The 25,514-nt window shown below is 42.5% G+C and carries 27 protein-coding genes; 15 read left to right on the forward strand and 12 right to left on the reverse strand.

The genetic code is table 11. The features are described from left to right. The first annotated feature begins 195 nt into the window (after positions 1-195). The 7 genes from V6E90_RS08695 (at position 196) to urtE (ending at position 8,549) form a co-directional block, all read left to right on the forward strand. The gene (locus V6E90_RS08695) at positions 196-786 is read left to right on the forward strand and encodes a YqiA/YcfP family alpha/beta fold hydrolase (protein WP_332605124.1); all 591 of its coding nucleotides are present in this window, start codon (positions 196-198) and stop codon (positions 784-786) included. Positions 787-800: 14 nt separating this feature from the next. Continuing rightward, a complete protein-coding gene (gene parE, locus V6E90_RS08700) occupies positions 801-2,684 on the forward strand; it encodes a DNA topoisomerase IV subunit B (RefSeq protein ID WP_004803540.1) in 1,884 nt (627 codons plus the stop codon). 258 nt (positions 2,685-2,942) lie between these two features. Beyond that, positions 2,943-4,223 (forward strand): urea ABC transporter substrate-binding protein, encoded by a 1,281-nt coding sequence (gene urtA, locus V6E90_RS08705; protein ID WP_332605125.1) that lies wholly within the window; start codon positions 2,943-2,945, stop codon positions 4,221-4,223. A 92-nt stretch (positions 4,224-4,315) separates the two neighbouring features. Next, positions 4,316-5,938: an urea ABC transporter permease subunit UrtB gene (urtB, locus tag V6E90_RS08710; protein ID WP_262756206.1), complete on the forward strand. Its 1,623-nt coding sequence runs from the start codon at positions 4,316-4,318 to the stop codon at positions 5,936-5,938. 4 nt (positions 5,939-5,942) lie between these two features. Beyond that, positions 5,943-7,013, forward strand: coding sequence for an urea ABC transporter permease subunit UrtC (gene urtC, locus V6E90_RS08715; protein ID WP_171549868.1), 1,071 nt, complete (start codon positions 5,943-5,945; stop codon positions 7,011-7,013). Next, positions 7,014-7,841: an urea ABC transporter ATP-binding protein UrtD gene (gene urtD / locus V6E90_RS08720; protein ID WP_004657105.1), complete on the forward strand. Its 828-nt coding sequence runs from the start codon at positions 7,014-7,016 to the stop codon at positions 7,839-7,841. Between the two features lie 9 nt (positions 7,842-7,850). Then, positions 7,851-8,549, forward strand: coding sequence for an urea ABC transporter ATP-binding subunit UrtE (gene urtE / locus V6E90_RS08725; protein WP_004776300.1), 699 nt, complete (start codon positions 7,851-7,853; stop codon positions 8,547-8,549). 267 nt (positions 8,550-8,816) lie between these two features. Here the strand turns inward: urtE and V6E90_RS08730 are convergent, their stop codons facing one another. The 3 genes from V6E90_RS08730 to V6E90_RS08740 all read right to left on the reverse strand — a co-directional run bounded on the left by V6E90_RS08730 (position 8,817) and on the right by V6E90_RS08740 (position 11,048). After that, entirely contained in the window at positions 8,817-9,554 is a 738-nt protein-coding gene (locus V6E90_RS08730; protein WP_332605127.1) for a hypothetical protein, read from the reverse strand. An 81-nt stretch (positions 9,555-9,635) separates the two neighbouring features. Continuing rightward, positions 9,636-10,187 carry a GNAT family N-acetyltransferase gene (locus V6E90_RS08735; protein ID WP_016542287.1) on the reverse strand — a complete coding sequence of 184 codons (552 nt, stop codon included), beginning with the start codon at positions 10,185-10,187 and terminating at the stop codon, positions 9,636-9,638. 135 nt (positions 10,188-10,322) lie between these two features. Beyond that, positions 10,323-11,048 (reverse strand): outer membrane protein OmpK, encoded by a 726-nt coding sequence (locus V6E90_RS08740; RefSeq protein ID WP_016542288.1) that lies wholly within the window; start codon positions 11,046-11,048, stop codon positions 10,323-10,325. A gap of 370 nt (positions 11,049-11,418) precedes the next feature. Here V6E90_RS08740 and V6E90_RS08745 point away from each other — a divergent pair, with 370 nt between their 5' ends. The 5 genes from V6E90_RS08745 (at position 11,419) to V6E90_RS08765 (ending at position 15,907) form a co-directional block, all read left to right on the forward strand. Continuing rightward, positions 11,419-11,793, forward strand: coding sequence for an HPF/RaiA family ribosome-associated protein (locus V6E90_RS08745; protein ID WP_016542289.1), 375 nt, complete (start codon positions 11,419-11,421; stop codon positions 11,791-11,793). A gap of 142 nt (positions 11,794-11,935) precedes the next feature. Next, a complete protein-coding gene (locus tag V6E90_RS08750) occupies positions 11,936-12,481 on the forward strand; it encodes an ankyrin repeat domain-containing protein (RefSeq protein ID WP_332605128.1) in 546 nt (181 codons plus the stop codon). A gap of 32 nt (positions 12,482-12,513) precedes the next feature. Then, complete coding sequence (locus tag V6E90_RS08755; RefSeq protein ID WP_332605129.1) at positions 12,514-13,281, forward strand: transporter; 768 nt, start codon at positions 12,514-12,516, stop codon at positions 13,279-13,281. A 77-nt stretch (positions 13,282-13,358) separates the two neighbouring features. Then, positions 13,359-15,209 (forward strand): protein-disulfide reductase DsbD, encoded by a 1,851-nt coding sequence (dsbD, locus tag V6E90_RS08760; protein WP_332605130.1) that lies wholly within the window; start codon positions 13,359-13,361, stop codon positions 15,207-15,209. A gap of 2 nt (positions 15,210-15,211) precedes the next feature. Next, positions 15,212-15,907: a glutathione S-transferase family protein gene (locus tag V6E90_RS08765; protein WP_016542618.1), complete on the forward strand. Its 696-nt coding sequence runs from the start codon at positions 15,212-15,214 to the stop codon at positions 15,905-15,907. Between the two features lie 34 nt (positions 15,908-15,941). Here V6E90_RS08765 and V6E90_RS08770 read toward each other — a convergent pair whose 3' ends face one another. Together V6E90_RS08770 and V6E90_RS08775 are read right to left on the reverse strand one after the other, a co-directional pair. Continuing rightward, entirely contained in the window at positions 15,942-17,129 is a 1,188-nt protein-coding gene (locus V6E90_RS08770) for a GGDEF domain-containing protein (RefSeq protein WP_016542619.1), read from the reverse strand. Positions 17,130-17,400: 271 nt separating this feature from the next. Then, on the reverse strand, positions 17,401-18,312 hold the full coding sequence (locus V6E90_RS08775) for an alpha/beta hydrolase (RefSeq protein WP_262756216.1): 912 nt from the start codon (positions 18,310-18,312) through the stop codon (positions 17,401-17,403). 204 nt (positions 18,313-18,516) lie between these two features. On the opposite strand from V6E90_RS08775, the gene V6E90_RS08780 reads away from it, so the two are divergent. Further along, the gene (locus tag V6E90_RS08780) at positions 18,517-18,954 is read left to right on the forward strand and encodes a DUF2147 domain-containing protein (RefSeq protein WP_016542621.1); all 438 of its coding nucleotides are present in this window, start codon (positions 18,517-18,519) and stop codon (positions 18,952-18,954) included. A gap of 66 nt (positions 18,955-19,020) precedes the next feature. Here the strand turns inward: V6E90_RS08780 and V6E90_RS08785 are convergent, their stop codons facing one another. Together V6E90_RS08785 and V6E90_RS08790 are read right to left on the reverse strand one after the other, a co-directional pair. Beyond that, complete coding sequence (locus V6E90_RS08785) at positions 19,021-19,371, reverse strand: arsenate reductase (protein WP_016542622.1); 351 nt, start codon at positions 19,369-19,371, stop codon at positions 19,021-19,023. 424 nt (positions 19,372-19,795) lie between these two features. Next, the gene (locus tag V6E90_RS08790) at positions 19,796-20,620 is read right to left on the reverse strand and encodes an exodeoxyribonuclease III (protein ID WP_005209503.1); all 825 of its coding nucleotides are present in this window, start codon (positions 20,618-20,620) and stop codon (positions 19,796-19,798) included. A gap of 41 nt (positions 20,621-20,661) precedes the next feature. Between V6E90_RS08790 and pyrE the strand changes: the two genes are divergently transcribed. Beyond that, positions 20,662-21,312 (forward strand): orotate phosphoribosyltransferase, encoded by a 651-nt coding sequence (pyrE, locus tag V6E90_RS08795; protein ID WP_332605131.1) that lies wholly within the window; start codon positions 20,662-20,664, stop codon positions 21,310-21,312. 433 nt (positions 21,313-21,745) lie between these two features. On the opposite strand, the gene V6E90_RS08800 is transcribed toward pyrE, so the two are convergent. The 3 genes from V6E90_RS08800 to V6E90_RS08810 all read right to left on the reverse strand — a co-directional run bounded on the left by V6E90_RS08800 (position 21,746) and on the right by V6E90_RS08810 (position 23,808). Continuing rightward, the gene (locus tag V6E90_RS08800; RefSeq protein WP_332605132.1) at positions 21,746-22,390 is read right to left on the reverse strand and encodes a hypothetical protein; all 645 of its coding nucleotides are present in this window, start codon (positions 22,388-22,390) and stop codon (positions 21,746-21,748) included. A 36-nt stretch (positions 22,391-22,426) separates the two neighbouring features. Beyond that, the gene (locus V6E90_RS08805) at positions 22,427-22,906 is read right to left on the reverse strand and encodes a hypothetical protein (RefSeq protein ID WP_332605133.1); all 480 of its coding nucleotides are present in this window, start codon (positions 22,904-22,906) and stop codon (positions 22,427-22,429) included. Positions 22,907-23,088: 182 nt separating this feature from the next. After that, on the reverse strand, positions 23,089-23,808 hold the full coding sequence (locus tag V6E90_RS08810) for an SDR family NAD(P)-dependent oxidoreductase (protein ID WP_332605134.1): 720 nt from the start codon (positions 23,806-23,808) through the stop codon (positions 23,089-23,091). Positions 23,809-24,320: 512 nt separating this feature from the next. Between V6E90_RS08810 and V6E90_RS08815 the strand changes: the two genes are divergently transcribed. Continuing rightward, complete coding sequence (locus tag V6E90_RS08815) at positions 24,321-24,680, forward strand: hypothetical protein (protein ID WP_023271118.1); 360 nt, start codon at positions 24,321-24,323, stop codon at positions 24,678-24,680. Positions 24,681-24,769: 89 nt separating this feature from the next. Here V6E90_RS08815 and V6E90_RS08820 read toward each other — a convergent pair whose 3' ends face one another. Both V6E90_RS08820 and V6E90_RS08825 read right to left on the reverse strand, forming a co-directional pair. Continuing rightward, the gene (locus V6E90_RS08820; protein ID WP_332605136.1) at positions 24,770-24,967 is read right to left on the reverse strand and encodes a DUF3565 domain-containing protein; all 198 of its coding nucleotides are present in this window, start codon (positions 24,965-24,967) and stop codon (positions 24,770-24,772) included. Continuing rightward, positions 24,968-25,420 carry a MarR family winged helix-turn-helix transcriptional regulator gene (locus V6E90_RS08825; RefSeq protein ID WP_332605137.1) on the reverse strand — a complete coding sequence of 151 codons (453 nt, stop codon included), beginning with the start codon at positions 25,418-25,420 and terminating at the stop codon, positions 24,968-24,970. Positions 25,421-25,514: the final 94 nt, after the last annotated feature.

A 25,514-nucleotide genomic window follows, 5' to 3' on the forward strand; every position in this document is an offset into this window, starting at 1 on the left:
ACTACAACAAACTCTTACATCTTATGTCTTTCATACGTAATTTTTTTAGAATACTGATGAACGGAGTACAGTATCGTTTTTTGTGTCAGACAATATCGAGCTTAAATGTAATTTATATTGTTATTTGATTAACAATTAATCAAAATAATGTGATTTATTTCACTTTATGTCAAGCCATTGCCTATTTTGGTGCGTATGCAAATTATCTATCTACATGGTTTTCGCAGTAGTCCGATGTCGATAAAAGGGCAACAACTGCAACAATATTGTGCACAGTACGAGACGATACAGGTGCATTTACCTGATTTAAATCAATCACCCAATCGAGTGCTGCAACAGCTGTCACAGCTTATCGAAAATTTACCAAACGATAAAGTGGTTTTAGTTGGAAGCAGTCTGGGCGGCTTTTATGCGACATACCTTGTCGCAAAATATGGTTATCCTGCTGTACTGATTAATCCAGCTATGCAACCATGGCAGTTATTCGAAGATTTATTCGGGATTGAGCAAATCCCGCTCAAAGTCACTGCATCATGGACACTTGATGCCGATCAATTGCAGCAATTACAATCGATTGATGACACGAAACTGGCGCATGCTGATAAAATTCTGGTGCTATTGCAACAAGGCGATGAAGTCTTGGATTATCAGCAAGCTCAACGTTATTATAGTGCAGTTCATCCATCATCATTGATTTTAACCGACGCTAATGGTAATCATGCAATGGATGATTTTGAAGAAAAATTACCTTTAATTCTCGAATTTTTATCGGCAGCGATCCAATAAGGAAGTCAGACCAAGTGACACAATACACGGCCCAATCCCTTGAAGTTCTTTCTGGTTTAGATCCTGTTCGTCGTCGACCAGGCATGTATACCGATACCTCACGTCCAAACCATTTGGCGCAAGAGGTGATTGATAATGCAGTCGATGAAGCACTTGCGGGTCATGCCAACCAGATTTGTGTCACGGTCTATGAAGATGGCTCATTGTCGGTTGAAGATAATGGTCGTGGTATGCCAGTCGATATCCATCCTGAATATGGGCAAAGTGGTATCGAGATTATTCTGACCAAACTGCATGCTGGCGGTAAATTCAGCACCGATAATTATCAGTTCTCTGGTGGTTTGCATGGGGTCGGGATTTCGGTGGTCAATGCTTTATCGACCCGTGTTGAAGTTGCGGTACAGCGTCAAGGTAATTTGTATCAAATGGCCTTTGAACAAGGTGAACCCGTTGCCCCTTTGTCGGTTTTAGAAGGTAAGGTCGCTAAGCGTGCGACAGGCACAACAGTACGGTTCTGGCCAGAAACTAAATATTTTGATAGTCCCAAATTTGCCTTGAAGGCATTGAAGCATAATTTAAAAGCCAAGGCGGTTTTAGCTGCGGGCTTAAAAATCATTTATGACGATAAAATCAATAACGAAAAGATCGAATGGCAGTTTGAAAATGGTCTGGTCGACTATTTAATGGATGAACTGCAAGATCGGGACATCTTGCCAGATCCCGCTTTTGTCAGTAGTGGACAAGCAGACCGCGCAGCCTGTGAATTTGCGATTTGTTGGAATGTGGAAGGCGGCGAGCAGATTCAGGAAAGCTATGTCAACTTGATTCCCACCGCGCAAGGCGGAACCCATGTCAATGGTCTACGCTCAGGTGTGACGGAGGCTTTGCGTGAGTTTTGTGAATTACGCAATTTGTTGCCGCGTAATATGAAGCTCTCTGCGGAAGATGTTTGGGATGGGGTAAATTTTATTCTATCGCTGAAATTCCAAGAGCCACAATTTTCAGGCCAAACCAAAGAACGTTTATCCAGTCGCGAAGCCTCTAATATTGTGCTGAATATTGCCAAAGATGCGTTTGCTTTATGGCTGAATCAACATGCGGAGATTGCGACACAACTGGCTGAAATGGCGATTGCCAAAGCAGGGCGTCGTCTCAAAGCTGCGAAAAAAGTTGAACGTAAAAAGATTGTAGCGGGCCCAGCCTTACCAGGTAAATTGGCCGATTGTGTTGGTTTAACCCGTGAAGACAGTGAGTTGTTTATTGTCGAAGGGGATTCTGCAGGCGGCAGTGCCAAACAGGCACGCGACAAGAATTTCCAAGCGATTATGCCGATTCGCGGAAAAATCCTGAATACGTGGGAAGTCTCTTCGGACGAGGTCTTAGCCTCTCAAGAAGTGCATGATATTGCTATCGCCATTGGCGTTGATCCGGGCAGTGATGATCTGTCTGAATTACGTTATGGCAAGATCTGTATCCTTGCCGATGCGGACTCAGATGGTCTGCATATCGCCACTTTATTATGCGCTTTATTCGTCAAACATTTCCCGACTTTGGTTGAGGAAGGTCATCTGTTCGTAGCAATGCCACCACTCTATCGTATCGATATTGGTAAAGAGGTGTACTACGCCTTGGATGATGATGAGCTTGAAAGCATCCTGAAAAAAGTCAAAGGCAACAAGAATCCGCAGATCACTCGATTTAAAGGGTTGGGTGAGATGAATGCCAGTCAATTGCGTGAAACCACCATGGATCCGAATACGCGTCGATTGGTGCAGTTGGATTTGGATGATGCACATTTAACCGCAGGTTTATTGGATAAATTGCTGGCGAAAAAGCGTTCAGCTGACCGTAAGCACTGGTTAGAACAAAAGGGTAATTTAGCGGATATTACTGTTTAAGCCCTTTGTCTCATTGTTGGATTAAAGCCAAGCATCAGCTTGGCTTTTTCTTTAGCTGAACTTTTAATGTCCGAGCTGAACAAATTTGCATCATTTTAGGTCGCTGCGTATTTTTTGTATGCAATGTTGTATACAAGATGAAAGAATTAAGGCTTCATTTTTATTTAAGTTAATTAAAAACAATGGCTTGCTGTGTTGGCACAGAAATTGAATAACTCCACCCAGTAAAAATCACAATATTGATGGGTGGAGAGAAAGATGCAAAACAAATTGATGTCGATGTCAATCCTGATGACAGCCATGATGGGGGTCGGTCTGGTTGGCTGTTCAAAACCAGCAGAAAAAACAGAACAAACCCAAACAGAAGCCAAAACTGCGCCCGCAGCCAGCGGCGATACCATTAAGGTCGGGATTCTACATTCACTTTCGGGCACCATGGCGATTTCAGAAACGTCGCTGAAAGACACTGCCTTGATGGCCATTAATGAGATCAATGCCAATGGTGGGGTACTGGGTAAAAAATTAGAACCTGTGATTGTTGACCCTGCATCGGATTGGCCATTGTTTGCAGAAAAAGCCCGTCAGTTGATTACTCAAGATAAGGTCGCAGTCATTTTTGGTTGTTGGACATCCGTTTCGCGTAAATCAGTTCTACCTGTGGTCGAAGAACTGAATGGCTTGTTGTTCTATCCAGTGCAATATGAAGGCCAAGAACAATCTAAAAATATCTTCTACACCGGTGCAGCGCCAAATCAACAAGCGATTCCAGCGGTAGAATACTTGATGGGGGATGAAGGCGGTAAAGCAGAACGTTTTGTATTACTCGGTACCGATTATGTCTATCCACGAACCACCAATAAAATCTTACGTGCCTTCTTGAAGTCCAAGGGTGTGGCGGATGCCGACATCATGGAAGAGTACACCCCATTTGGTCACAGCAATTATCAAACTATTGTTTCCAATATTAAGAAGTTCTCTGCGGGTAAAAAGACTGCGGTAATTTCGACTATTAATGGCGACTCCAATGTGCCGTTCTATCGTGAACTAGGCAATCAAGGCATTAAAGCATCGGATATTCCTGTGATGGCCTTCTCGGTGGGTGAGGAAGAATTACGTGGGATCGATACCAAACCATTGGTGGGTCATTTAGCGTCATGGAATTATTTCATGTCGGTGAAAAATCCGAAGAACACTGAGTTTGTGAATAAATTCAAACAATATGCAGTGGAATACAAACTTCCAAATGCAGACAAAGTGGTGACCAACGATCCGATGGAAGCGACCTATGTCGGTATCAATATGTGGAAGCAAGCGGTTGAAAAAGCAGGCACGACAGAGGTCGACAAAGTCCGTGATGCAATGGCAGGTCAGACCTTTGCCGCACCATCGGGCTATACCTTAAAAATGGATGAAACCAATCACCATCTACATAAACCCGTAATGATTGGACAGATTCGTGGCGATGGTCAATTCGATGTGGTCTATAAAACACCGCAAACCATCAAGGCGGAGCCTTGGAGTCCGTATATCCCGAAATAAAGTTTTTCCGCCTGCTGTGCTGTATTGGCAGCAGGTATTTTTATTCTGATTTTTTTGATCTATTTAAAACCGTTAATCATAAGGGGAGTTCTATGGCGAAACACTATGTTTTGGCACTGCTCTGCATCATGGCACAGATGATTTTTAGTCCAGCATGGGCAGAAGCCACATCCGCAACAACCGTGACGTCTACAGCTTCTCAAGATGCCATTCAGACCTTTGTGAAGTCCGATTTTGCGACGCGTCGTGCCATGCTCAATCAATGGCCTGCCAGTATTGAACAACTGGATCAACTGGTCGCCTATATTGATCAAAATGAGCTGTATACCGATAGCGCAGGCAATACTTATCTGTTAAAAAATGATGACAAGCTGTTCAGTTATCCTGAGCAGCAGGCGCTGGAACAATGGCCTGCGGATTTATCCCAAGTGACTTTGGTGAATACCTTACGCAAGGCGCTGAATTTTGGTCAAGCCAAGGCCAAACTGAATTCTACAGATGCTTCACAACGTTTAGCTGCGGTGGATATTTTAGAAAATAATTTGGCTGAACTCGATGTAACGATGGTGAAGCAGCTTTATCTGAATGAAAAAAATGATCAGGTCAAAGCACGTTTAGCACAGCTCAAAGCCCGTTTGGATTTTAACAGTGCTGATGCGTTTACCAAGCTTGAAGCAGTAAAGGTCTTGGCTGATTCAAATCGTCCTGACGTATTCGCCTTAATCAATCAAACTTTAGAACAACCGCAAAGCAATCCTGCATTGAAGGCAGCGTTGCAGGATGCACACAATAAAATTAAAACCCGATTACAAATCAGTGAGTGGTCAGGCCATGTCTTTTCAGGTCTGAGTACGGCCAGCATTTTGCTGCTTGCGGCACTCGGCTTAGCCATTACCTATGGTCTGCTTGGGGTGATTAACATGGCACATGGTGAGCTGATCATGATCGGTGCCTATACCACCTATGTGATTCAAAGCTTTTTTAAAACCCATTTTGCTGGGCTGGTGGACTGGTATCTATTGGCGGCAATTCCTGCGGCTTTTCTGGTCAGTGCCTTGATGGGCATGTTGATTGAACGCACCGTGATCCGTCCGCTGTATGGCCGTCAATTGGAGACTTTACTTGCGACCTTTGGGGTGAGTCTGATCCTGATGCAATTGGTGCGTATGGTGTTCGGTGCGCAAAATGTCGAAGTTTCTAACGTGGCATGGCTGAGTGGCGGAATTGCGCTCACACCGAGCCTGATGCTGCCGTATAACCGTATCGCCATTATTGGCTTTACTGTTGCAGTGCTATTACTGTTGCTGTTTTTACTCAATAAAACCCGTTTTGGTTTATTCGTTCGAGCCGTGACGCAAAACCGTCAAATGGCACGTGCTGTGGGCATCCGTTCTGCAAGGATTGACATGATGGCCTTTGGACTGGGTTCAGGCTTGGCAGGTTTGGCAGGTTGTGCTTTGGCGCAGGTGGGTAATGTTGGCCCAGATCTCGGTCAAAACTACATTATTGATGCCTTCCTTGTGGTTGTTGTTGGTGGTGTCGGTCAAGTGTGGGGTGCGGTATTGGCAGCACTCGGACTGGGGATTAGCGGTACAGTTTTAGAGATTGGCTTAGGGGCAGTGCTCGCAAAAATTATTCTCTTGGTTCTTGTGATTTTGTTTATCCAAAAGCGTCCACAAGGTTTGTTTGCCATCAAAGGCCGTTTTGTGGAGTAAGCCAATGAAAATCACTTCTTTATTTGCCGACAAACCGTATAGCGCCGTGGCGATTGCAGTTTGTTTCGGTGTGCTGTTGCTGTTGCCGTGGTTGCATCTGTTGTCGCCTGATTCGGCCTTTTATCTGTCTGCTTACTGGATTACCTTGATTGGCAAAATCATGTGTTTGGCCTTGGTGGCTTTGGCATTGGATTTGGTCTGGGGTTATGCCGGCATTCTGAGCTTAGGACATGGTTTGTATTTTGCTTTGGGCGGTTATGCCTTTGGCATGTACTTGATGCGTCAATCCGCAGGTGACGGTCTGCCTGATTTTATGCGCTTCCTCAGTTGGACCGAGTTGCCTTGGTATTGGATCGGGACTGAGCATATCGCTTGGGCCTTGGCTCTAGTCATTCTTGTACCAGGTTTGATCGCATTTATCTTTGGCTTTTTTGCCTTTCGCTCCAAAATCAAAGGCGTGTATTTCTCGATTATTACCCAAGCCATGACCTTTGCCGCAGCGCTGCTGTTCTTTCGCAATGAAACAGGCTTTGGGGGCAATAATGGTTTTACAGGCTTTAAAACAATTTTGGGTTTTGATATTACCTCTGCACCAATGCGCGCAACGCTATGCTTTGTGACTGCGTTGATGTTGATGTTGTGCTTCCTTGGTCTACGCCAACTGATGAATCGTCCTTATGGACGGGTCTTGGGCGCAATTCGTGACAGTGAAAATCGCTTGCAATATCTCGGTTATCGCACGTTGTGGTACAAGCTGTCAGCATGGGTATTATCGGCGGTGATCGCCGGTATCGCTGGGGCGTTATATGTACCACAGGCGGGCATCATCAATCCAAGTGAAATGAACCCCGTCAACTCAATCGAAATGGCGGTGTGGGTGGCTGCGGGTGGACGTGGCACTTTGATTGGCCCGATTTTAGGGGCAGGTTTAATCAATGCAGTAAAAACCTACTTCACTGTGGCTGCGCCAGAAGCGTGGTTATTGATCTTGGGGGCGCTGTTCATTGTGGTGACCTTGTTCTTACCTAAGGGTGTGATTGGTTTATTTGATCGTTTTAAAAAGGAGCGTGATTAAATGAGTGATGTATTAATAGACTCAGCTCAACATGGCGGTCAACTGGGCGAGGGCTATGGTCGTGCCAAGCCACAAGGTGCGGATTTTAGCCATGGCATTGCCTTGTATCTGGAAAAAGTCAGTGTCTGGTTTGATTCATTTCGGGCGCTCAATGATCTGTCGCTGTACATTGCCGAGGGTGAGTTGCGTTGCATTATTGGACCGAATGGGGCAGGAAAAACCACACTGATGGATGTGATTACTGGTAAAACCCGTCCAACCACAGGCACGGCATTTTTTGGGCAAAACTATGATCTTGCCAAAATGAGTACCGAGCAAATTGCCGAAGCAGGCATCGGTCGAAAATTCCAAAAACCAACAGTATTTGAAAATTTTACTGTCATGGAAAATCTACTGTTGGCAGCACCTCGAGATAAACGGGTGAAGAAAAGCTTCTTTTCTCGTTTAGACCCAGAAGCGCAACTGGCTTTGGATGAAAGTTTGGAACAGATTCGTTTAAAGGAGTTCGTACACAAGCCCGCGGGTCTGCTGTCACATGGGCAAAAACAGTGGTTGGAAATTGGTATGTTACTGATGCAACGACCAAAATTAATTTTACTGGATGAGCCTGTTGCAGGGATGACCGATGCTGAAACTGAACGCACCGCTGAACTGTGTCTGGAACTGAAAAAAAATCACACCCTTGTGGTGGTTGAACATGACATGAGCTTTATTGACACCATTAGTGAAAAAGTCACGGTACTGGCACAAGGGGCAATCTTGGCCGAGGGCACATTGGCAGAAGTTCAGGCCAATGAAGATGTGATTGAAAAATATTTAGGACGCTAGGAGAGACACATGCTAGAAGTGAAACAAATCAATCAATTCTATGGTGGCAGTCATATTCTGCGTGATGTGTCTTTTAACGCACCTGTGGGTGAATGTAGTGTGGTCTTGGGGCGCAATGGCGTGGGCAAAACCACCTTGCTGAAATGCCTGATGGGCATTCTGCCGATTAAGTCTGGACAAATCCTGTTAGATGGCAAAGACATCGCCAAAATGTCCCCTGAGCAACGGGTGCGAGCAGGTTTGGCCTATGTGCCGCAAGGTCGCGATATCTTTTCGACTTTAACGGTAGAAGAAAATATTTTAATTGGTATGGCAAAATTTTCGGGTGCGAAAACACGGAAAGTACCGAGTCATCTTTACGAAATTTTTCCTGTACTGGATGAAATGAAACATCGCCGTGGCGGAGATTTATCCGGTGGTCAGCAACAGCAGCTTGCGATTGCTCGAGCGTTGGCCTCAGAGCCAAGCGTATTAATTCTGGATGAACCGACCGAAGGGATTCAGCCTTCAATTATTAAAGATATTGGGCGGGTGATCCGTAAGTTGGCTGATCAAGGTGAAATGGCGATTATTTTGGTGGAGCAGTTTTATGATTTTGCCGAAGAGTTGGCGGATGCGTATACCGTGATGGCGCGTGGGCAGGTGATTGCACAAGGGCGTGGGGAGGAGATGCCTGAGAAGGGAATTCGAGAGTTGGTGGCGATTTAAAACACTCGAAAGAGATTTTCCACCTACGGCCTGATTAAACAGTGATCATTGTGGAATCTTATTGTTTTATATCTAATCTTAGGATAAACCTGCGGTTCGCCCTACTTTGGTTTCGCCCAAAGTAGGCAAAGGCATTGTCATCTACAAAACCTGTTCGCTTCTTTCAATACATCAAATGATATTGCAAAAACAGTCTCTTGCGAATACCACGCAGGTTGTAGATGACATTTCCGAGTATCATATTTGAGGCTGACTTTTGATGGTTTGTTAACCTTCAACCTTATAAAACGTGCCGCCAGCATAGACATTGTGTCCAAAGCCACATGAGGACTCACCACTGTTTTGTTCAACTTCAATTTTTTGTCCAAGCTTTGCATCATTGGCGAATTGAAGTTTGATTTGACAGTCCTCATAGCGATAGCTGGCTTGCTTTGACTTGAGTGGCATGGTCGTTTCGAATTGCCCCATATTCGGGCCATAGATCAAGCCGCGCAGCCCGAAGTAATAGCCATCAAATGCAATCGCATATTTATTCTGTTTTTTACTGACTTTGAGATAATCCCATTGCCCAAAACCATTGGCGCGGACATAAGTCCCTTGTAGATCCGAAGATAATTTGGGTTTAGGGAGCTGTTTTAAGTTGTATTGACTGGTTTTCGAGTCTTTATCTCTGAGAAACCAGACTCTGGCCCATTGTGGTTTGCCCAATTTGGCATAACTCAAGCCGACATTATTGTTGGCAATTTCGATGTCTCTGTCACTGACCTGAATCCCGCTTTCATCTGCATTGGCCTGACAGAAATGTGCCCATGCGGCTTGGTTTTCAAATTGCTTGGCAGCTTTGAGATATTGTTTTTGATCGTAAAACTTTTTACCTGCCTGCGCATATTGCTTTACTTTGGCACAACCTTGTTGCAATTCTTGTTCAAAAGAAACTTCGGCAAAGCTCGCGCTTGAAGCGATTGCAACGGAAATACACAGACCGAGTTGAGATGTTTTAATCATTTTGGCTATTTTTGAAATCAAGTATTGCTTTCATTCTAAGCCACAATTTAGTCGTAGGACAGTAGGGTAACAGTAAGGTTTTTATTGAGATTCTGTGAGTTGCAGTTGCATCCAGACCAAATCCCGCCATGTGCCAAACTTTTGACCCACTTGTGGCATATAACCAGTTTGAATAAAGCCAAGCTGTTCATGTAACACAATCGAGCCCTTATTTTCACTATCAATCGCAGCTACCATGATATGCATGTTTTGCTGTTTGGCCAGATGAATGAGCTGTTGCATCAGCGCTTTACCCAGTCCTTGGCGAGCGTAGCTTGGGTCAACAAAAACAGAATGTTCAATGCTTTGGCGATAGCCGCTGATGGTCCGAAATGCAGTGTAATAGGCATAGCCTGCCACTTGATGGCTATTTAGGTCTTCAACCACGATCATGGGAAATTGTTGTTGCTGCATGCCGTGAAAACGTTGCTGATAATCTGTTAAGGAAACCGCCTGATCATTCCAATTCGCTGTGCCATTCAGGATCTCTGTATTATAGATCGCGAGGATTTGTTCGAGGTCATCCATCGTGGCAAAACGAATGTGGAAATGTGCGGCTAGGGCAGAAGCGGCAAGTGCAATATTTACAGACATGGGCGAAGGTCATCAAATCAGGAAAAACAACAGATGCAACATTGGTCGAATAAAAGATCAACTCGCATTTATATTCGGTGATGCAAACAAAAACAGCAAGGGAATCCTTGCTGTTTTTTTAACATTCTAATCAGATTAGAAATGGTATTTAATCAAAGCGCTGACGTTGTTTTCGTCACGGTTTTTCATACCAAATTTGTTATTCCAAACTGAATGCTCAACACCTAAATAAAGGCGAGTGTCTGGTGAAATGTGTTTGCCTAGATTCCACTTATATTGTGTGGTCCAGTTCAGTTCGCTGGCGTGATCTTTTTCGCCAGTCGACCAGTCAAGGAAACCATCCACCAAGAAATCTTCGTTCGATACTTTAAATGGCAAAGCATAGGCAATGGTCATTTGATAGTCATCAGTCGTATTTTCGTTGTTGGCGCGGTAGAAGTTTACATTCGCATATTGGAAATATGGAATGGCAAGATCGAAACCGACACCATACAAGAAGTTGTCAAAGCTAGAAAAGTCATCATTGTTGCTTTCCCAAGTAGTTGAGATCAGCACATCTTTGATTGGACCAAACGCAAGTTTTTGACCTGAAATTTCACCCAAGCTTAAACGTGGAGAAAGCTCGAAATAGGTGCTTTTGTGGTCATCGCTGCCACGCATACGGTCCATAAAGAAGAATACATCGGCATATTTTACTTTTGCCGCATATTCAACCGTGATAGTTGTTTGCTTTTCATCAACAACTTCGTAGTTCTCACCATACAAACCAGTCAAGCTGAAATCTTGCCAAATTGGCTTTGCTTGAGTGAACGCTGCTGTAGATACCAATAAACCTGTTGCTGCAAGTTGCTTCAATTGCATTTAAAAAATCTCCCCCCAAAAGGCGTGTCAAGGATACAAGGTATTAAGCAAAAATAAAGCCAAATTTGACCAAATGAACAAAAGAATTGTATATGCATAGACGTGTCGAAAAAGGCATGAATGTTAAGCAACTTTTTGTTGAAGATTTCATCAAAATGTCAAAAATCAGCTTGCATATTTCAAAGGAAAGTCAGATATTGGAGGTATAGAAGATCTTCTTACATACTGAAAAGCAACAGATGCAAAGCGAGGAGACAACAGGTATTTACATAATCAGAATATACAACTGCACTGAATGATTGCATGCTCAAAGTGTGCCAGATAAGAAAGTTTTGTAGCACCGTCTCACAGATAAGAGAGGAAGATATTTATGAATATTGAAATCCGTACAGATAAAAACATTCAAGGTAGTGAACGCTTAATCAGTTATGTTCGTGCAGAACTTACACAAGAATTTCAACGCTATAGCGAGCGTATTACACATTTTTCGGTTCATATTAGTGATGAGAACGGGGAGAAAACGGGCGATCATGACAAACGTTGTATGATTGAGGCTCGTCCAGCAGGAATGAAACCTGTTGCAGTAACACATAAAGCAGGCAATATTGATAATTCGATTCATGGTGCGATTGAGAAACTGAAACGTAGTTTGGAGCATCTATATGAGAAAAAAGAGCATCATCGTGGTGGTTTACCAGAATATGTTGATGTCGATGACGACGTAAAAGTGGATGATGAAGCGTAAAAATGACGCATAAAAAAAGCCCTGTTTAGGGCTTTTTTTATGCGTGTATCAAATTTATACATGATTTTTTAGATGCTTTTATAAAATCCTGTCAGGATATTCGGCATAATAGACCCATTAAAAAATATTGTGAGAATTGGTCATGTTAAATAAGCAACAGCAGGCCTTGGTGCAAGCCATACAACAACTCGATTTAGACCAAGTGCAAACTTTACTTGCTGAAGGACTCGACCCAAATTTTATTGATCCTGAACAAGGCCCACCTGTTTCTTTGATTTGTGATGGCTTATTCGCGTGGTGGGAAAAAATCTGTGAAGCTTACGAAGCAGGTAAACCGTTGAGCGAAGAACAAAAGCAACAAGAACTTAAAGTCTATCTTGATATTTTAGATGCGCTTATTCAAGCCAAAGCCAATTTACATTTGTGGGATGCAGAAGAATTCTACGGTCCACTTTGGGATGCAGCAAGTTCTGCTTGTGTACCTGTGGTTCAACGTTTACTTGATGAAAAAGTAGATCCAAATACCCGTGACGAAGAAGGTCTCACCATTTTATCTTCGATCAGCCAGTTATTCTTTGATTGTGAATTTGATGAGATTGATTGGTCAGAATCATTGCCAGAAGAGCGTGCAACACTGGAATTGCTACGCCTACATGGTGCAAAAATGTCAAAAGAGCTCAGCGCATAAGCGAAGCCATTAGAAATAGAATGAGGAATAGAATGAAAACATTGCAAACATTGAGCTTAGTGGCTGCATCAATGCTCACAAGTACGGCTTTTGCGGCTGACTTTTCGTTTGACCGCCCAGGTGCGGGTATGGGCACAGGGATTACCCCTGTGGGACATTTGGCATGGGAACAAAGTTTACCGAGTGTGAGTTACCAAGAAGGTAAGGTCGATGGGGTCAAAGACAAGACCTTGACCTTGAATGGTGACATGTTATTGCGTACAGGTTTAGCTGATGGCCTCGAATTGCAATTGGGTTGGCAAGGTCCAGTGTGGCAGCAATACAAACGTGCGGGCACAAAAAAAGAGACCAATGGTCTAGGCGATGTCAGCATTGGTTTGAAAAAAGCCATTGATTTAAAAGATGATCGTTTATCCATGGCATTGTTGGCTGAAGCCATTATTGCAACGGGCAATGATGAATTCACCAACCATGATGATATCTATAGTCTCACCTCAGCTGTTGCGTATGAATTTAGCGACTTGATTGGAACTTCGATCACCATGCGTTATGAAGCGCAAAACAGTGATTGGGCCGTGACTGCGATTCCAACAATTGACTATAAAATTGCTGGTAAATTATCGGGTTATTCAGAGTTTGTTTACCGTAAAGCCGAGAGCCAAGATTATGAATATGGTCTTGGTACAGGTCTGATTTATGCTTTGAATAATCGCACGCAATTGGATGCCAGCATCGGTGTTGACCTCAATGGCGATCAAAAAAGTTATAACGGTGGCTTCGGCGTATCGGTTTTATTCTAAGAACAATCCGCCTGAATGTGCTTAAACTCACTTCTATATGAATGGGAGAGCTTCAGGTAGGTCGTAGTGAGAGAATCATGAAAATGTCTGTTCAGGTGGGGACGTCTTTCTCGCTGATGCGTTACTTTCTCGGGACTTTATTGCTGTTATGTGGGTCTCTGACTTACGCCCAAGAAAATTCATCCGCACCGTTGCTGAGTCCTGAACAGGCTTTTGCATTTACGGTTGAATCTACCCAGTCCAATCAGGCACGTTTACATTGGTCAATTCAGCCGAATTATTATCTCTATCAGCATAAGTTTGAAGTGCAGCAGGGTAATCAGCCCGTTGCACTGACTTTACCGAAAGCAGTCGAGCAGTATGATGAGAACTATGGTCATAGCCAAGTTTATTATCAACAAGCCGAATTTAGTATTCCAACTCAAGCCTCGCAACATTATCGGGTCACTTGGCAAGGTTGCGCCAAAGATCGCATTTGTTATCCGCCACAGAATATTGAATTCCAAACTGATGCGGATGGCTTGGTCAGTGCTCAGAATGTCAGCACAAATACCCAAAAAAGCTTTTTAGATGTCGCACGTTCATCTCAAGCTTTAAATACCCAAACAGCAAGCAATAATGAAGCGCAAGCTGAGCCAACTGCACAAACCTCAGATTCAAATAACTCAGGCGTGATGGCGCAAGACCAAAAATGGTCCAGTGCGCTGGAACAGCATTCCTTGGCTTATAGTCTTTTACTGTTCCTGGGCTTAGGGATTTTATTGGCCTTTACGCCGTGTTCCTTACCAATGCTGCCGATTTTGACTTCCTTGATTGTACGTGACAATAAAGGTGTTAAAGCGTGGTCGATTGCACTGACTTTTGTCGTGAGTATGGCTTTGGTCTATGCGGTATTGGGTCTAATTGCTTCAGCAGCAGGATTGAATTTCCAACGCTGGTTACAACAACCCGCGACACTGATTGCATTTAGCTTTTTGTTTGTGGTGTTTGCCCTCAATTTATTTGGTTTGTTCGAGTTGAAACTGCCTCAGAACTGGGTCAATCGACTGGATCAACTGCAGTCCAATCAAAAAGGCGGTACCTTGGTTGGCGCTAGTGTCATGGGCATGATCTCTGCGCTGTTGGTTGGGCCGTGTATGACCGCACCTTTGGCGGGGGTGTTACTGTTTATCTCGCAAACACAGAGTCAATGGCAAGGTGGATTGTTGCTGTTTACGCTCGGTTTTGGCATGGGGATTCCATTGCTACTCGCCAGTGTGTTGGGGGCGAAAGCCTTACCCAAAGCTGGTGACTGGATGAATCAAATCAAAGTCATTTTTGCCTTTTTAATGCTGGCCTTGAGCATTTATTTTATTCGCCCTTTATTGCCAGAACTCGCGATTCAAATTCTCAGCCTAGTTCTAGGTTTGGCCTTTATCGTTTATGCGGCATATCGTCTGTTTGTACAGAAATCTAAGCTGCAATGGCTCTATGCATTGTTACTGATTTTAGCCATTCCAGCACTGGCTTTTAATCAATATCAGCATTTTCAAAGTCTCAGTTCAGTTCAGGCAGATCAATTGGCCGAATGGCATGTGGCAAAAACAGCAGATGAATTTCAGCAGATTTTAGCCAATGCACCCAAAGACCGTGGCATTGTGATTGATGTCTATGCGGATTGGTGTGTGGCTTGTCAGCCGATTGAGCATCGTATTTTAAAAGATGCAGAGGTACAGCAGGCATTGTCGGGCTATTATCTGATTAAAATGGATCTAAGCCATTATGATGCCTCCCATCAAGCGCTATTGGCACAGTGGGATATTTTAGGGCCACCGACTTACTTATTCTTAGATCAGCAACAACAAGAAATTCGCTCGCTGCGCTTAACGGGTGCATTCCAGAAATCAGAACTATTACAACAACTGGCTTTATTTAAAGGGAAACCATAATCATGTATCAGCTCTTTATCGGCAATAAAAACTACTCTACTTGGTCGATGCGCCCATGGATTTTACTTACACAAGCGGGAATTTCCTTTCAGGAGCATATGATTCAGTTTGATAGCTTTGAAGCAGATAGCCAATTTAAAACAGAGATTCTAAAGCTCAACCCAACGGGGAAAGTCCCTGCGCTTGTGAATGGCGAACTGGTGGTCTGGGATAGCTTGGCGATTTGTGAATATATTGCGGAACAGCATCCTGAGCTAGAGTTGTGGCCACAACAGAAAACATTACGGGCTAGAGCACGTTGTGTGAGTGCAGAAATGCACAGCAGCTTTCAAAGCCTACGCAATCTCTGCCCCATGAATGTAGAAGCGGATCTAGGTCATATTGGCAAACAACTCTGGGCCGAACATGCGCAGTTACGTGCCGATGTGGCTCGAATTGATCAGATCTGGTCTGAACGTCCGAGCGAAGACGGCTTTTTATGTGGCGAATTTAGTATTGCCGATGCATTCTATGCGCCTGTGGTAATGCGTTTTGAATGTTATCAACTGCCATTGTCTGCATCCAGCCAAGCCTATGTGCAAAAAATCTTGTCTTTGGCATCGGTACAGCAATGGATAGCCGAGGCCAGACAAGAGCAGATGTTTGTACCTTTTGACGAGCCTTATCGGCAACACCGTGAAGAATTTTTGAAAGCATAAGGGTTCAGTGAGGATTGGCAAAGCCCTAATCAGTCTAGGTTATTGCCAGTTCAGTAAAGATTTTAACTTGATTACGGCCCTCTGCTTTGACTGCATACAGGGCTTGATCAGCCTGACTGATGATCAAATGTGGCTCATCGGCACTGAGTGAACTGCTTATCCCAAAGCTGGCGCTGATGCTAAATTCTTGCTTATAGTCGGTGATAAAACGCAGTTGTGAGATAGCAATACGGCAGCGTTCTGCGATGCTTTGAGCTTGTATGGTCGTGGTACTGGGCAGTAATAAAATAAACTCTTCTCCACCAAAACGACCAATAATGTCTTGATCGCGTAGATTGTTGGTCAAGCATTTTGCAACTTGGACCAAGACTTGATCCCCCATGCTATGCCCATACTGATCATTAATGCTTTTAAAATGATCCAGATCAAGCAGGATAATCGAGTACAGTGGATTTGGATGTTGGTGTAACTTATTCAAATAGCCCCCAATGCTGCGCCGATTGAGCACATTGGTCAGTGGATCAAGACGACTGAGAATTTGAATGGTCATCTCCCGAGTCCGCCATTGCGTTAATAAGATTTCAAATAAAAATAAGCAGGCTAACAAAATTGGCAATAAGAAAAACACCATACTGCCCACCCAAAAAGGATGCATTGGTACTTCATTTAAGCGTTGCATGTTGAACAGGGGCGCATAGGTCAACACCCCAATCATGCTTAGATAGTTGCAAAGCAGCAAAGCCAATGTTGCAGGAATAAGCGCACAATAGACCATCCTGCGGTCAAATAGAACCAAACCCACACCGACTACACTGACATAGCCGACCATGGTGGCTGGGCTAAAACTGCCTGCGAGATAGCCTTTGTGGCACAGCATCGCCGTGAAAATTTGCACACTGAGAATCGGGAGCACATTCTGTGCCCAAGTCCGATCTTTAAATATCGCACAAGGAATAATCAGCAGCAGCATCACCGTTAAGGTAATCAGACTGGTGATTAAGTGTGAACGCACAATCCCGAGATTGACCCATTCGGCATATTGGGGGTGGGTCAGCACAAAAATGTCCCAGCTGATCCAAAATAGGCTCATAAATGCAGCCAGTATCAGCAATAAAATACTTTTTTTAAGTATGGTCCAATTGACTACAATATGATGTTCCCAAGAAAGCTTAAAGCCCCATCCTTTTGTGTCAGTTGTCCGATTAAAACGAATCTTCACCATTGGCATGCATCCTTTTATGCAATGAGATTCCCAGCAACTGTAGATCTGTCGTCAAAATATTGAAGAACGATTATTGAAATAACAATAACATCTTTAGAATGAGAAAAAAGACGAACTCTAGGCTTTTAGTGCAAATTAGGACGGGAAAAATTCTTTGATAAATCAGCTGTAATCTAAATATCCAATGACTTTTATTTTATGATGACAAAAGGGAATTAAGAGTGACAATGGCCAGCCATAGCTGACCATTTTTTACACGATTTTATTTGGTTCAGTCACGATCAAGTGCATGGGCAAAATCGGCAATATCGGCCAATGCCTGTTTGGCTTCAGGGAACCAAGCATTAAACATTTGGAAATTATGCCACATGCCGGTATACAGCTTGAACTGGACTTTGACATCGGCTTTTTCCGCTTTTTCTCTAAAGCGTTTTGAATCATCCAATAGAATTTCTTTAGAGCCGACTTGTACCAAGGTGGGTGGAAGCCCTTTTAAGTCATCAAACAAGGGGGAAACACGTGGGTCATCGGCCTGAATGTTATCTGTGAGATAATGATTGATACCTGCTTGTAAGGCCTCGATAGACAAGAGTGCATCATGTTTTTGGTTAAAGCGTAGCGACTCACTGGTTAAGGTCAGATCGAGATAAGGCGACATCAGAATCAAGCCACTTGGCATCAACTCAGGTTGCAGTTTGAGACGTAAACACAGTGCCAAAGCAAGATTAGCACCGCAAGAGTCGCCGGAGATAATAATATCTTTGGGTTTAATCCCTTGTACCAATAACGCTTGATAAACATCGAAAATCGCATCAATCGCTTCAGGATAAGGGTGTTCTGGTGCAAGTGGATAATCAACATGTATCACTTGCATTTGGGTGCGTGCAGCAAGATCGGTCATTAAGGCGCGATGCGTGTTTAAACTGCCGAGGAAAAAGGCACCACCATGAATGTGGAAGATCAGCTGTGTTGCGGTAGCTTGCGCTTTAATTTCTTCTCCGCGCACACCTGCTAAGCGGATCGGGCGAACTTGTACTGTTGGATCTTGTGGAAATAGGCGACACAATTGATCGAGTAAAGGGCGTAATGCATTTGGGGCCAAATTAAATTGACTCGGTGTCCGAATCGTCGCTTTAAGTAAAGATTCAGTAAAATAATATTTCCAAACAGTAGCAAATTTCATAATTTTTCCATATTGTTAGATCAGTATACCAATAAGAAAGTTCTTGAAAATAAGTGATGGCTACGCACGACGATAATCTCTGAAAAAATGTGCGCTATGACACCCTTACTCAGGTTATACCAAATAGTCATAATCAAGAATTGCAATATTGATTGAAGTTCTCAATACTTTCAGTTTGAAAGACCCCTTAAGGATATTACAAAAATGAAGAAAATTGCTTTAGCATTTGGATTGCTCGGTTTGACAACTTTTGCCAATGCAGCGGATGCGCTGAATGGCAGTGTTTGGCAGACCATTGATGATGAAACAAAACAGCCAAAGGCGATCGTGAAGTTCACGGAGCAAAAGGATGGAACGCTCACTGCATCAATTCAAAAGTATTTAGTGGCAGGTCAGGAAAATGCCTGCTCTAAGTGTGAAGGAACGTATCATAACAAACCACTGAAAGGCGTGACCATTGTGAATGGCCTGAAAAATGTCGGTGGTGTGAATTACGATGGCGGTTCAATTATCGATCCTAAAAATGGTAAAACCTATAAATTGAAAGCTGAAATTATCGAAGGTGGTAAGAAGCTGAAATTACGTGGCTATATTGGTGTCGCTGCTTTAGGTCGTAACCAAACTTGGATTCGTGCCAACTAAGCTAAATTTAAATAACCAAAAACCGAGTCATGAGACTCGGTTTTTTTATTGCTTTATTGATCGTATTTAAGCGGATAGAGCTTGATAGGTGGCTTCATCAAAGCCAATCACAAAACCTTGAGGGGTTTGCAGTACAGGACGCTTAATCAGGCTTGGTTGCGCAATTAGGGCTTCAATCAGGTTCTGTTCATTGCTGGTGGCATGTGTTTGCTCATCGGCAGTGAGTTTGCGCCATGTGGTGCCTTTTTTATTCAGTACTTTGTCCGCACCGATCTCTTTTAGCCAGAGTGCTAAAGTCTCTGCATCAATGCCTTGTTTTTTATAATCATGAAATTCGTAATTGATACCGTTGGCTTGTAATGCATCAAAGGCTTTTTTCATCGAATTACAATTTTTAATCCCGTAAATTTTAAACATGTGAAAAACCATAAAAACAATAAAAGAGATGAGTCAAAGCCTAACGTAAAAGTAGGGGAATGTACCAGTTGAAATTTTTTATCATGTTGATCGGTCATGTATATGAAACAGAAATAATTATGTAGTTTGAGCAGAAGTGATAAAGATAAATTAAAGAAATAAAATCCAAGATTTAGAAAAGAGAAAACCCGCATATAATCTTCCTGATTATGCGGGTCTCATTTCAACGTCCAATGTCTCATCCATGCAAATAAACTTAATCTAAGTTTATTTTATCTTCCTACGGCGTCCTATCCCTTTTTGGTCATCCTGACCGCTTCCCTGTGCCGTGAAGCTATAATGCCGTTCTAGGAGTGAAATAAAAATACACAAAAGCGACAAGTTATGTAAGCTAAAGAAGCGGGCAAAGTGAACAAGTGTTCACTTATTCGTGTATTTTATAGTCGATAATCACCGGTGCATGGTCGCTAAACCATTGTTCTTTATACACCCATGCATTTGTTGTGCGTGCTTTCCAGTCTGGAGAGCAGGCATGGTAGTCGATACGCCACCCAACATTTTTCGCACGTGCTTGACCGCGATTTGACCACCATGAATACAATTCTGCTTCAGGGCGAACTTCGCGGAAGCTATCCACATAACCTAACTCGTCATACATATGATCAAGCCAAGCACGTTCATGTGGCAGAACCCCAGAAGATTTCTGGTTACCTGACCAGTTTTTAATATCGATGCGTTTATGCACGATATTATAATCCCCACAGACAATGATTGATTTATTTTCATCTCGCCACTGTTTGAGTATTTTGGCGTATTCTTGTAAAAACACGTCTTTGCGTGCTTGCGCTTCGTCACCGCTTGATCCTGATGGCAAGTATAACGAGGCAATATGAACAGTTTGTGACAGCCCTAAATCAAATTCAGCCGTGGTAAAACGGCCTTGGGAATCGGCGAGTTCAAAGCCTAAACCATCTTTGACCGATACAAATGGCAGACGGCTATAAATCGCCGTACCTGCATAGCCTGCGCGTTCAGCAGGGAACAGGTGGGTATACCAGCCTTCTGGTTTAAATTTATCGGTCCATTGTTCATGGGTGATGCGGCTTTCCTGCATACACACCACATCGGCACCTGACTGTTCTAACCATTCGAGCAGGCCTTTGGTGACTGATGAGCGCAAGCCATTTACGTTAATTGAAACGACTCGAAGAATTTTTACATCACTTGGATAGCTATCCTTTGGTATCATACGTCTGTTTAACCTCAATTGAAGAATTTGGAGCACTTTATATGACAACGCCTGTGTCATTTCATCCGCAAGCTTTTATCGAACTCGCATTATCACGTGGAGTGCTTAAATTTGGTGAGTTTACCTTAAAATCAGGCCGTGTCAGTCCTTATTTCTTTAACGCAGGTTTGCTAAACGATGGTGAAGCACTGTCTTTGTTAGCGCAAGGCTATGCCGACAAACTAGTACAATGCGACAATGTCGGTGTGATTTTTGGTCCAGCGTATAAAGGGATTCCTTTTGTCGCAGCAACAGCGGTGGCATTGTCTCAAGTGCATGGTAAGAGCGTACCTTGGGGCTTTAACCGTAAAGAAGCCAAAGATCACGGTGAAGGCGGTGTGTTGGTGGGTGCATCGGTTGCAGGTCAAAAAGTTTGGATCATTGATGATGTGATCACTGCGGGGACTGCGATTCGTGAAGTTGTGACCATCTTAAAAAATGCAGGCGCAGAAATTGCAGGTGTGTTGGTTGCACTAGATCGTCAAGAACGTGGTCAAGGTCAGCTTTCTGCGATTCAAGAAGTGCAAAAAGAACTCGAAATCCCTGTGCATGCATTGATTACCATGAAAGATTTGATGGATTATTTAGATACAAAAGGCGAAAGAGACGCTTTGGCCAACATGCAGGCCTATCGTGAAAAATATGGCATCTAAGCTTTAGATGTGAACGAAAAGGAAGCTGAGGCTTCCTTTTTTATTATAAGGCGCAGGTTGGATTGATTTTTGATCTTAGTCCAGTTGCTGTTGGCTTGCGAAATAACGGGTGGGCTTTAAGATTTTGACCACTTTATACTCTTTTTTATATCCAGTTGTTCCAAAAGAAAAAAATTACAGTGAGTGAGAAAAAGACGGTGAGTAGGATAAAGAAGAACAAAAGATATTTAGCTATGGAATAACGGCGATAGCTATAGCAAAGTGCCAGTAGTATAGCCAATACAACTTGAGTGATTGGCCAAAATAGAACAGGAATAAGAAAAAGCGCTTCTATAAACGTGAATCGGACCATTATTTTTAGTCGTCCCCAGTTGGTATTTTCACAAAAAATATTCGACTATTCAGCTGAGATAATTTTTATCTCGTCTCTATTTTACAAACGAGTACTCATCCAAAGATGGGTGAGTTTCCAGTGCTGATCTTTAAATTTAAATTCATAGATAATGGCATCTGAAGGGGCCATTTTAAACATACCAAACCAAACACGTACTTGTGTGGGTGAAACAACCTGCCAAAAAACCACTGAGCTTGAAACCTGTCTAGGGTTTAATCCAAACATATTGACTTCAACTTGTTTGGCTGGGGTATTGGAAAGGACGATAGAATCCTTGAGGGACCAGTGTCCTAACTCTTGCATCCCCATATAAGGGGCCAAACTAAAGGGCAGTGAATCCTGAATCTGGTTTGAAAAAGCTTTTAAGCTCACTTGCGAATCCGCATCTGCAGGTGCGCAGAACATATTTTGGAAAAGAGAAATTAAGGCCTGATCCTGTTTGATGGCGAGTCGCCCTTTTAATAATGCTGCGAAAGGAGGCGTCTGTTTCCGACAAAATAGAGATTCAATATAAACACCATCAGGGGTTGACGTGACTTGAGTATCTTTAGACTGACCGAATAGTAATGCACCGATATCTCCATAAACGGCCTTTTCTTCTGTGCTGATCTTTTTATCTGCAAAACTGTGACTCGAGTGCAGTAGAACGATACTGGCGAATACATATTTAAGTGTGCTTTTCATTCAAAATTATCCAATTTAATTAATTTCTTAATGCTTTTAGTCTTGTAGGGGATACTCATGTAGTTCGATGTAAATGATTTTTCCGGTTGCTTGATCAATCGCAACACTGGCTTTTTCAGTTTCAAATTCTTTGACGTTCCGATGAGGATTGGTATTGGTGTCTTTGTGGGTCTTTAGTTTTTTCGTCACTTGTTTTTCGGTGTCATCACTGAAAAGACCGAGGGGTAATTTTCGCCCTTTATAGTTTGCAAATGAAACCTCTTGATCAGGTAGATATAACTTGATCGAGACAATTTTTTTATTCTTTAACAGCATTTCGATGCCATTTTGAGGAAACATTAAGCTTTGATCATAGAAATCAAGCTTAGGAAATTCGTCATTCCAGAATTGATTGCTGAGCTGGGGCATTTCTTTGGGTTCGAGTTGATGAACAAATCGCTCAAAATTTTTACTTTCTGTTGTTTCACCCAAAAGATCAAAATATTGATCTGGATCATCAATATATTTTGCATTCATACAGGCGGTAGATAGCCCACATAAAAAGAGAATTAGAATTATTTTGTACATCTGCGTTGATCTAATCGTTTTGGAAAGTTGAGCTTATAAGCGGTTATTTCAAGAGCATAGTATACAGAGGTGTCTTTATAAAAAATAGGAAATAAAACGATGATGAGGCCTGTGGTCATGCGGACCAGAATTTAAACATTCTGATCCAACATTGCAGGCATCAGGATTTCTTTAACACAGCTTGCCTTAGTGGTTGAAAGAATAAAATGAATCGCCTGAATCACATCGGTTAAAGGGATGAGAGAATATTCGGTTTGTTCTAAAACATCTTGAGTAGGTTGATCAATCTCATATTCACTGGCCAGATAGCCCAAGTTCAGTACGCTGACGCCAATCAAGTGTTCACGCAAGATTTCTCGAAGAGATTGCGCAATGCCCCTTAACGCAAATTTAGTTGCGGAGAAAACAAGTTCTTTACCGTTATGATTATCAACACCCCACGTTGAGCCAATCAGAATGATTTTAGCGTTGTTGGAGAGTTTTAGATTTTCAATAAGAGATTGAATCGACTGGATACAGGTGCTGATATTGGTATTGATGATTTGGTTGATTTCAGCAGCAGAGACATCTTCAAAATTATAGTTGTCGCTAAAAGCTTGTTGTTCCCAAATACCCACATTGTAAATCAGTACATCAAGTTTTTGCTGTCCCATTGCTGTTTTTACATCGCTTACAGCCTGCTCTGGTTTGGATAGATCAGCACAAATCCAGTTTAGGTTTGGAGTTTGTTGTGGTTGGGTGCGAGAGACGCCATAGATCGTATCTGTTGGCTTTGGTACAGCTTGAACAATGGCTTTGCCTAGACCTTTACTGACGCCATATATGAGAAACGTTTTATTTAAGTTACCCATCCATCTATCCATATTTTTAGATTAAGGGACAACTATAAAAGCTCAAGTTGGCTTGAGGTCAATACTTAAACCTATAGTTCTAGAATTCGCTTTGGTATATATAAACCTATCTTGAAAAGTGCGGTATCTAAATGTTAGATGTAGAAAAGGAAGCAGAGAGGGCTTCCTTCTTATTGAATTTGGCTAATTGATTATTGGGAATAATGATTAAAAAGGTGTGGAACGTGAAAAGTGATAAAAAATCCGTTCCAGTGCGCTGAACCCTTGAACGGATTAACTTAAGAGATCGATATGTAAGTAAAAGATTCGAGCGTTTTGCATAAGCCGTATTATGTTAATTTGGCTTTGTTGTACAAGCCTACCGATAAGGTCTATGACATGGAAGTGAAGTTCAAAACCAAAATGAATGAGTATCACTATAAGCCTAAATTCTCATTCAACGGCTCAACAATAGAATGCTATACTTAGTTATCCGAAGCTTTACAAAAACTTATAAAATGAAAAAGATCCTAATGAGCCTACTTGCTATTTCAGCAATCAGTACAATTCAAGCGAAAGAATATCCAAATTATGCAGATGAAAAGAAATATTTACAGATGCTAGAAAAAGTTTACCCACAGTTAGAAATCATTGTTCGTGGCAAATTGATATTGAATAACGCTGAAAATGATGTAAAGGTTCTGACTGATAAAGAGAAAAAAGAAGTGTGCTCAATGGCAAATGCAGTTATAAACGCTGACAACATTATCATAAATAACACAGTCCACGAGTCTTATTTTGAATCAACAAACTATCTCCAAAATTTTATGACCTCAGAAGGTGCTGATAATCTAAAACAAGAATTACAGTTATCAGGATTTAAGTGTGATTAAAATGAAAATTAAGTACTTACACAAAATTTAGAACAGTCCCATGGCCCATAAATAGGGCGTTTCGATCATCTGATTAACATAAAACCTTATTATCCGAATTGTACATCCCCACACTTCTTACATTCCAACATTACCCCTAATTTCTCTCTGCGCCCTTGTTCGGTTAACACCCAAGGGCGATTTTGCCACGGTGGGTCATGACGTACATGCTGACCATGCCCACAAGCAAGATCAGCAACCCAATGTCCTTCTTCATCGAGATGAAAACCGACAATCGCTTGCTGCATTTAATTTTCCAGACTTTCGAGTTTAGATTGTTCCAAACCCTTTAAAAAACGATGACAAAGATTATGAATCTCTACTAAATCATTTGGGTCCATACCCAAAGAGCAGGCGAGCTTAAACGGAATCAGAGTAATTTCATCTTTTGCAGTCAGTGCTTTTTCCAGCAAGATCACTTTCTTCATCCGCTCATCTTCTTTGACCGCAACACGCTTTAAAAACTGCTTTTCTTCAAGTTTTTTAATAATCGGTGTCAGCGTTCCAGAATCAAAAAAAGTCTTTTGCCCAATCTCAGACAACATTACATTGTCCTGCTCATACAAAGCCAACAACACAATAAATTGCGGATAGGTCAGATCATATTCCTGCAGCAAAGGGCGATACTGACGAATCATCGCATTGGTCGCGGAATACATGGCAAAACACACTTGGTTATCCAAAAATGAAACGTCAGCCATGATGATCTGTCCTCGACTCGGTTGTTGAACATTCAGTATAAATTGGATTGCTTTAAAAGTATATTGCGCATAATAAACTTGCACACAAGATAGT

Origin of the sequence: Acinetobacter sp. ESBL14, assembly GCF_036668815.1 — a bacterium.
GTDB classification, from domain to species: domain Bacteria; phylum Pseudomonadota; class Gammaproteobacteria; order Pseudomonadales; family Moraxellaceae; genus Acinetobacter; species Acinetobacter gyllenbergii.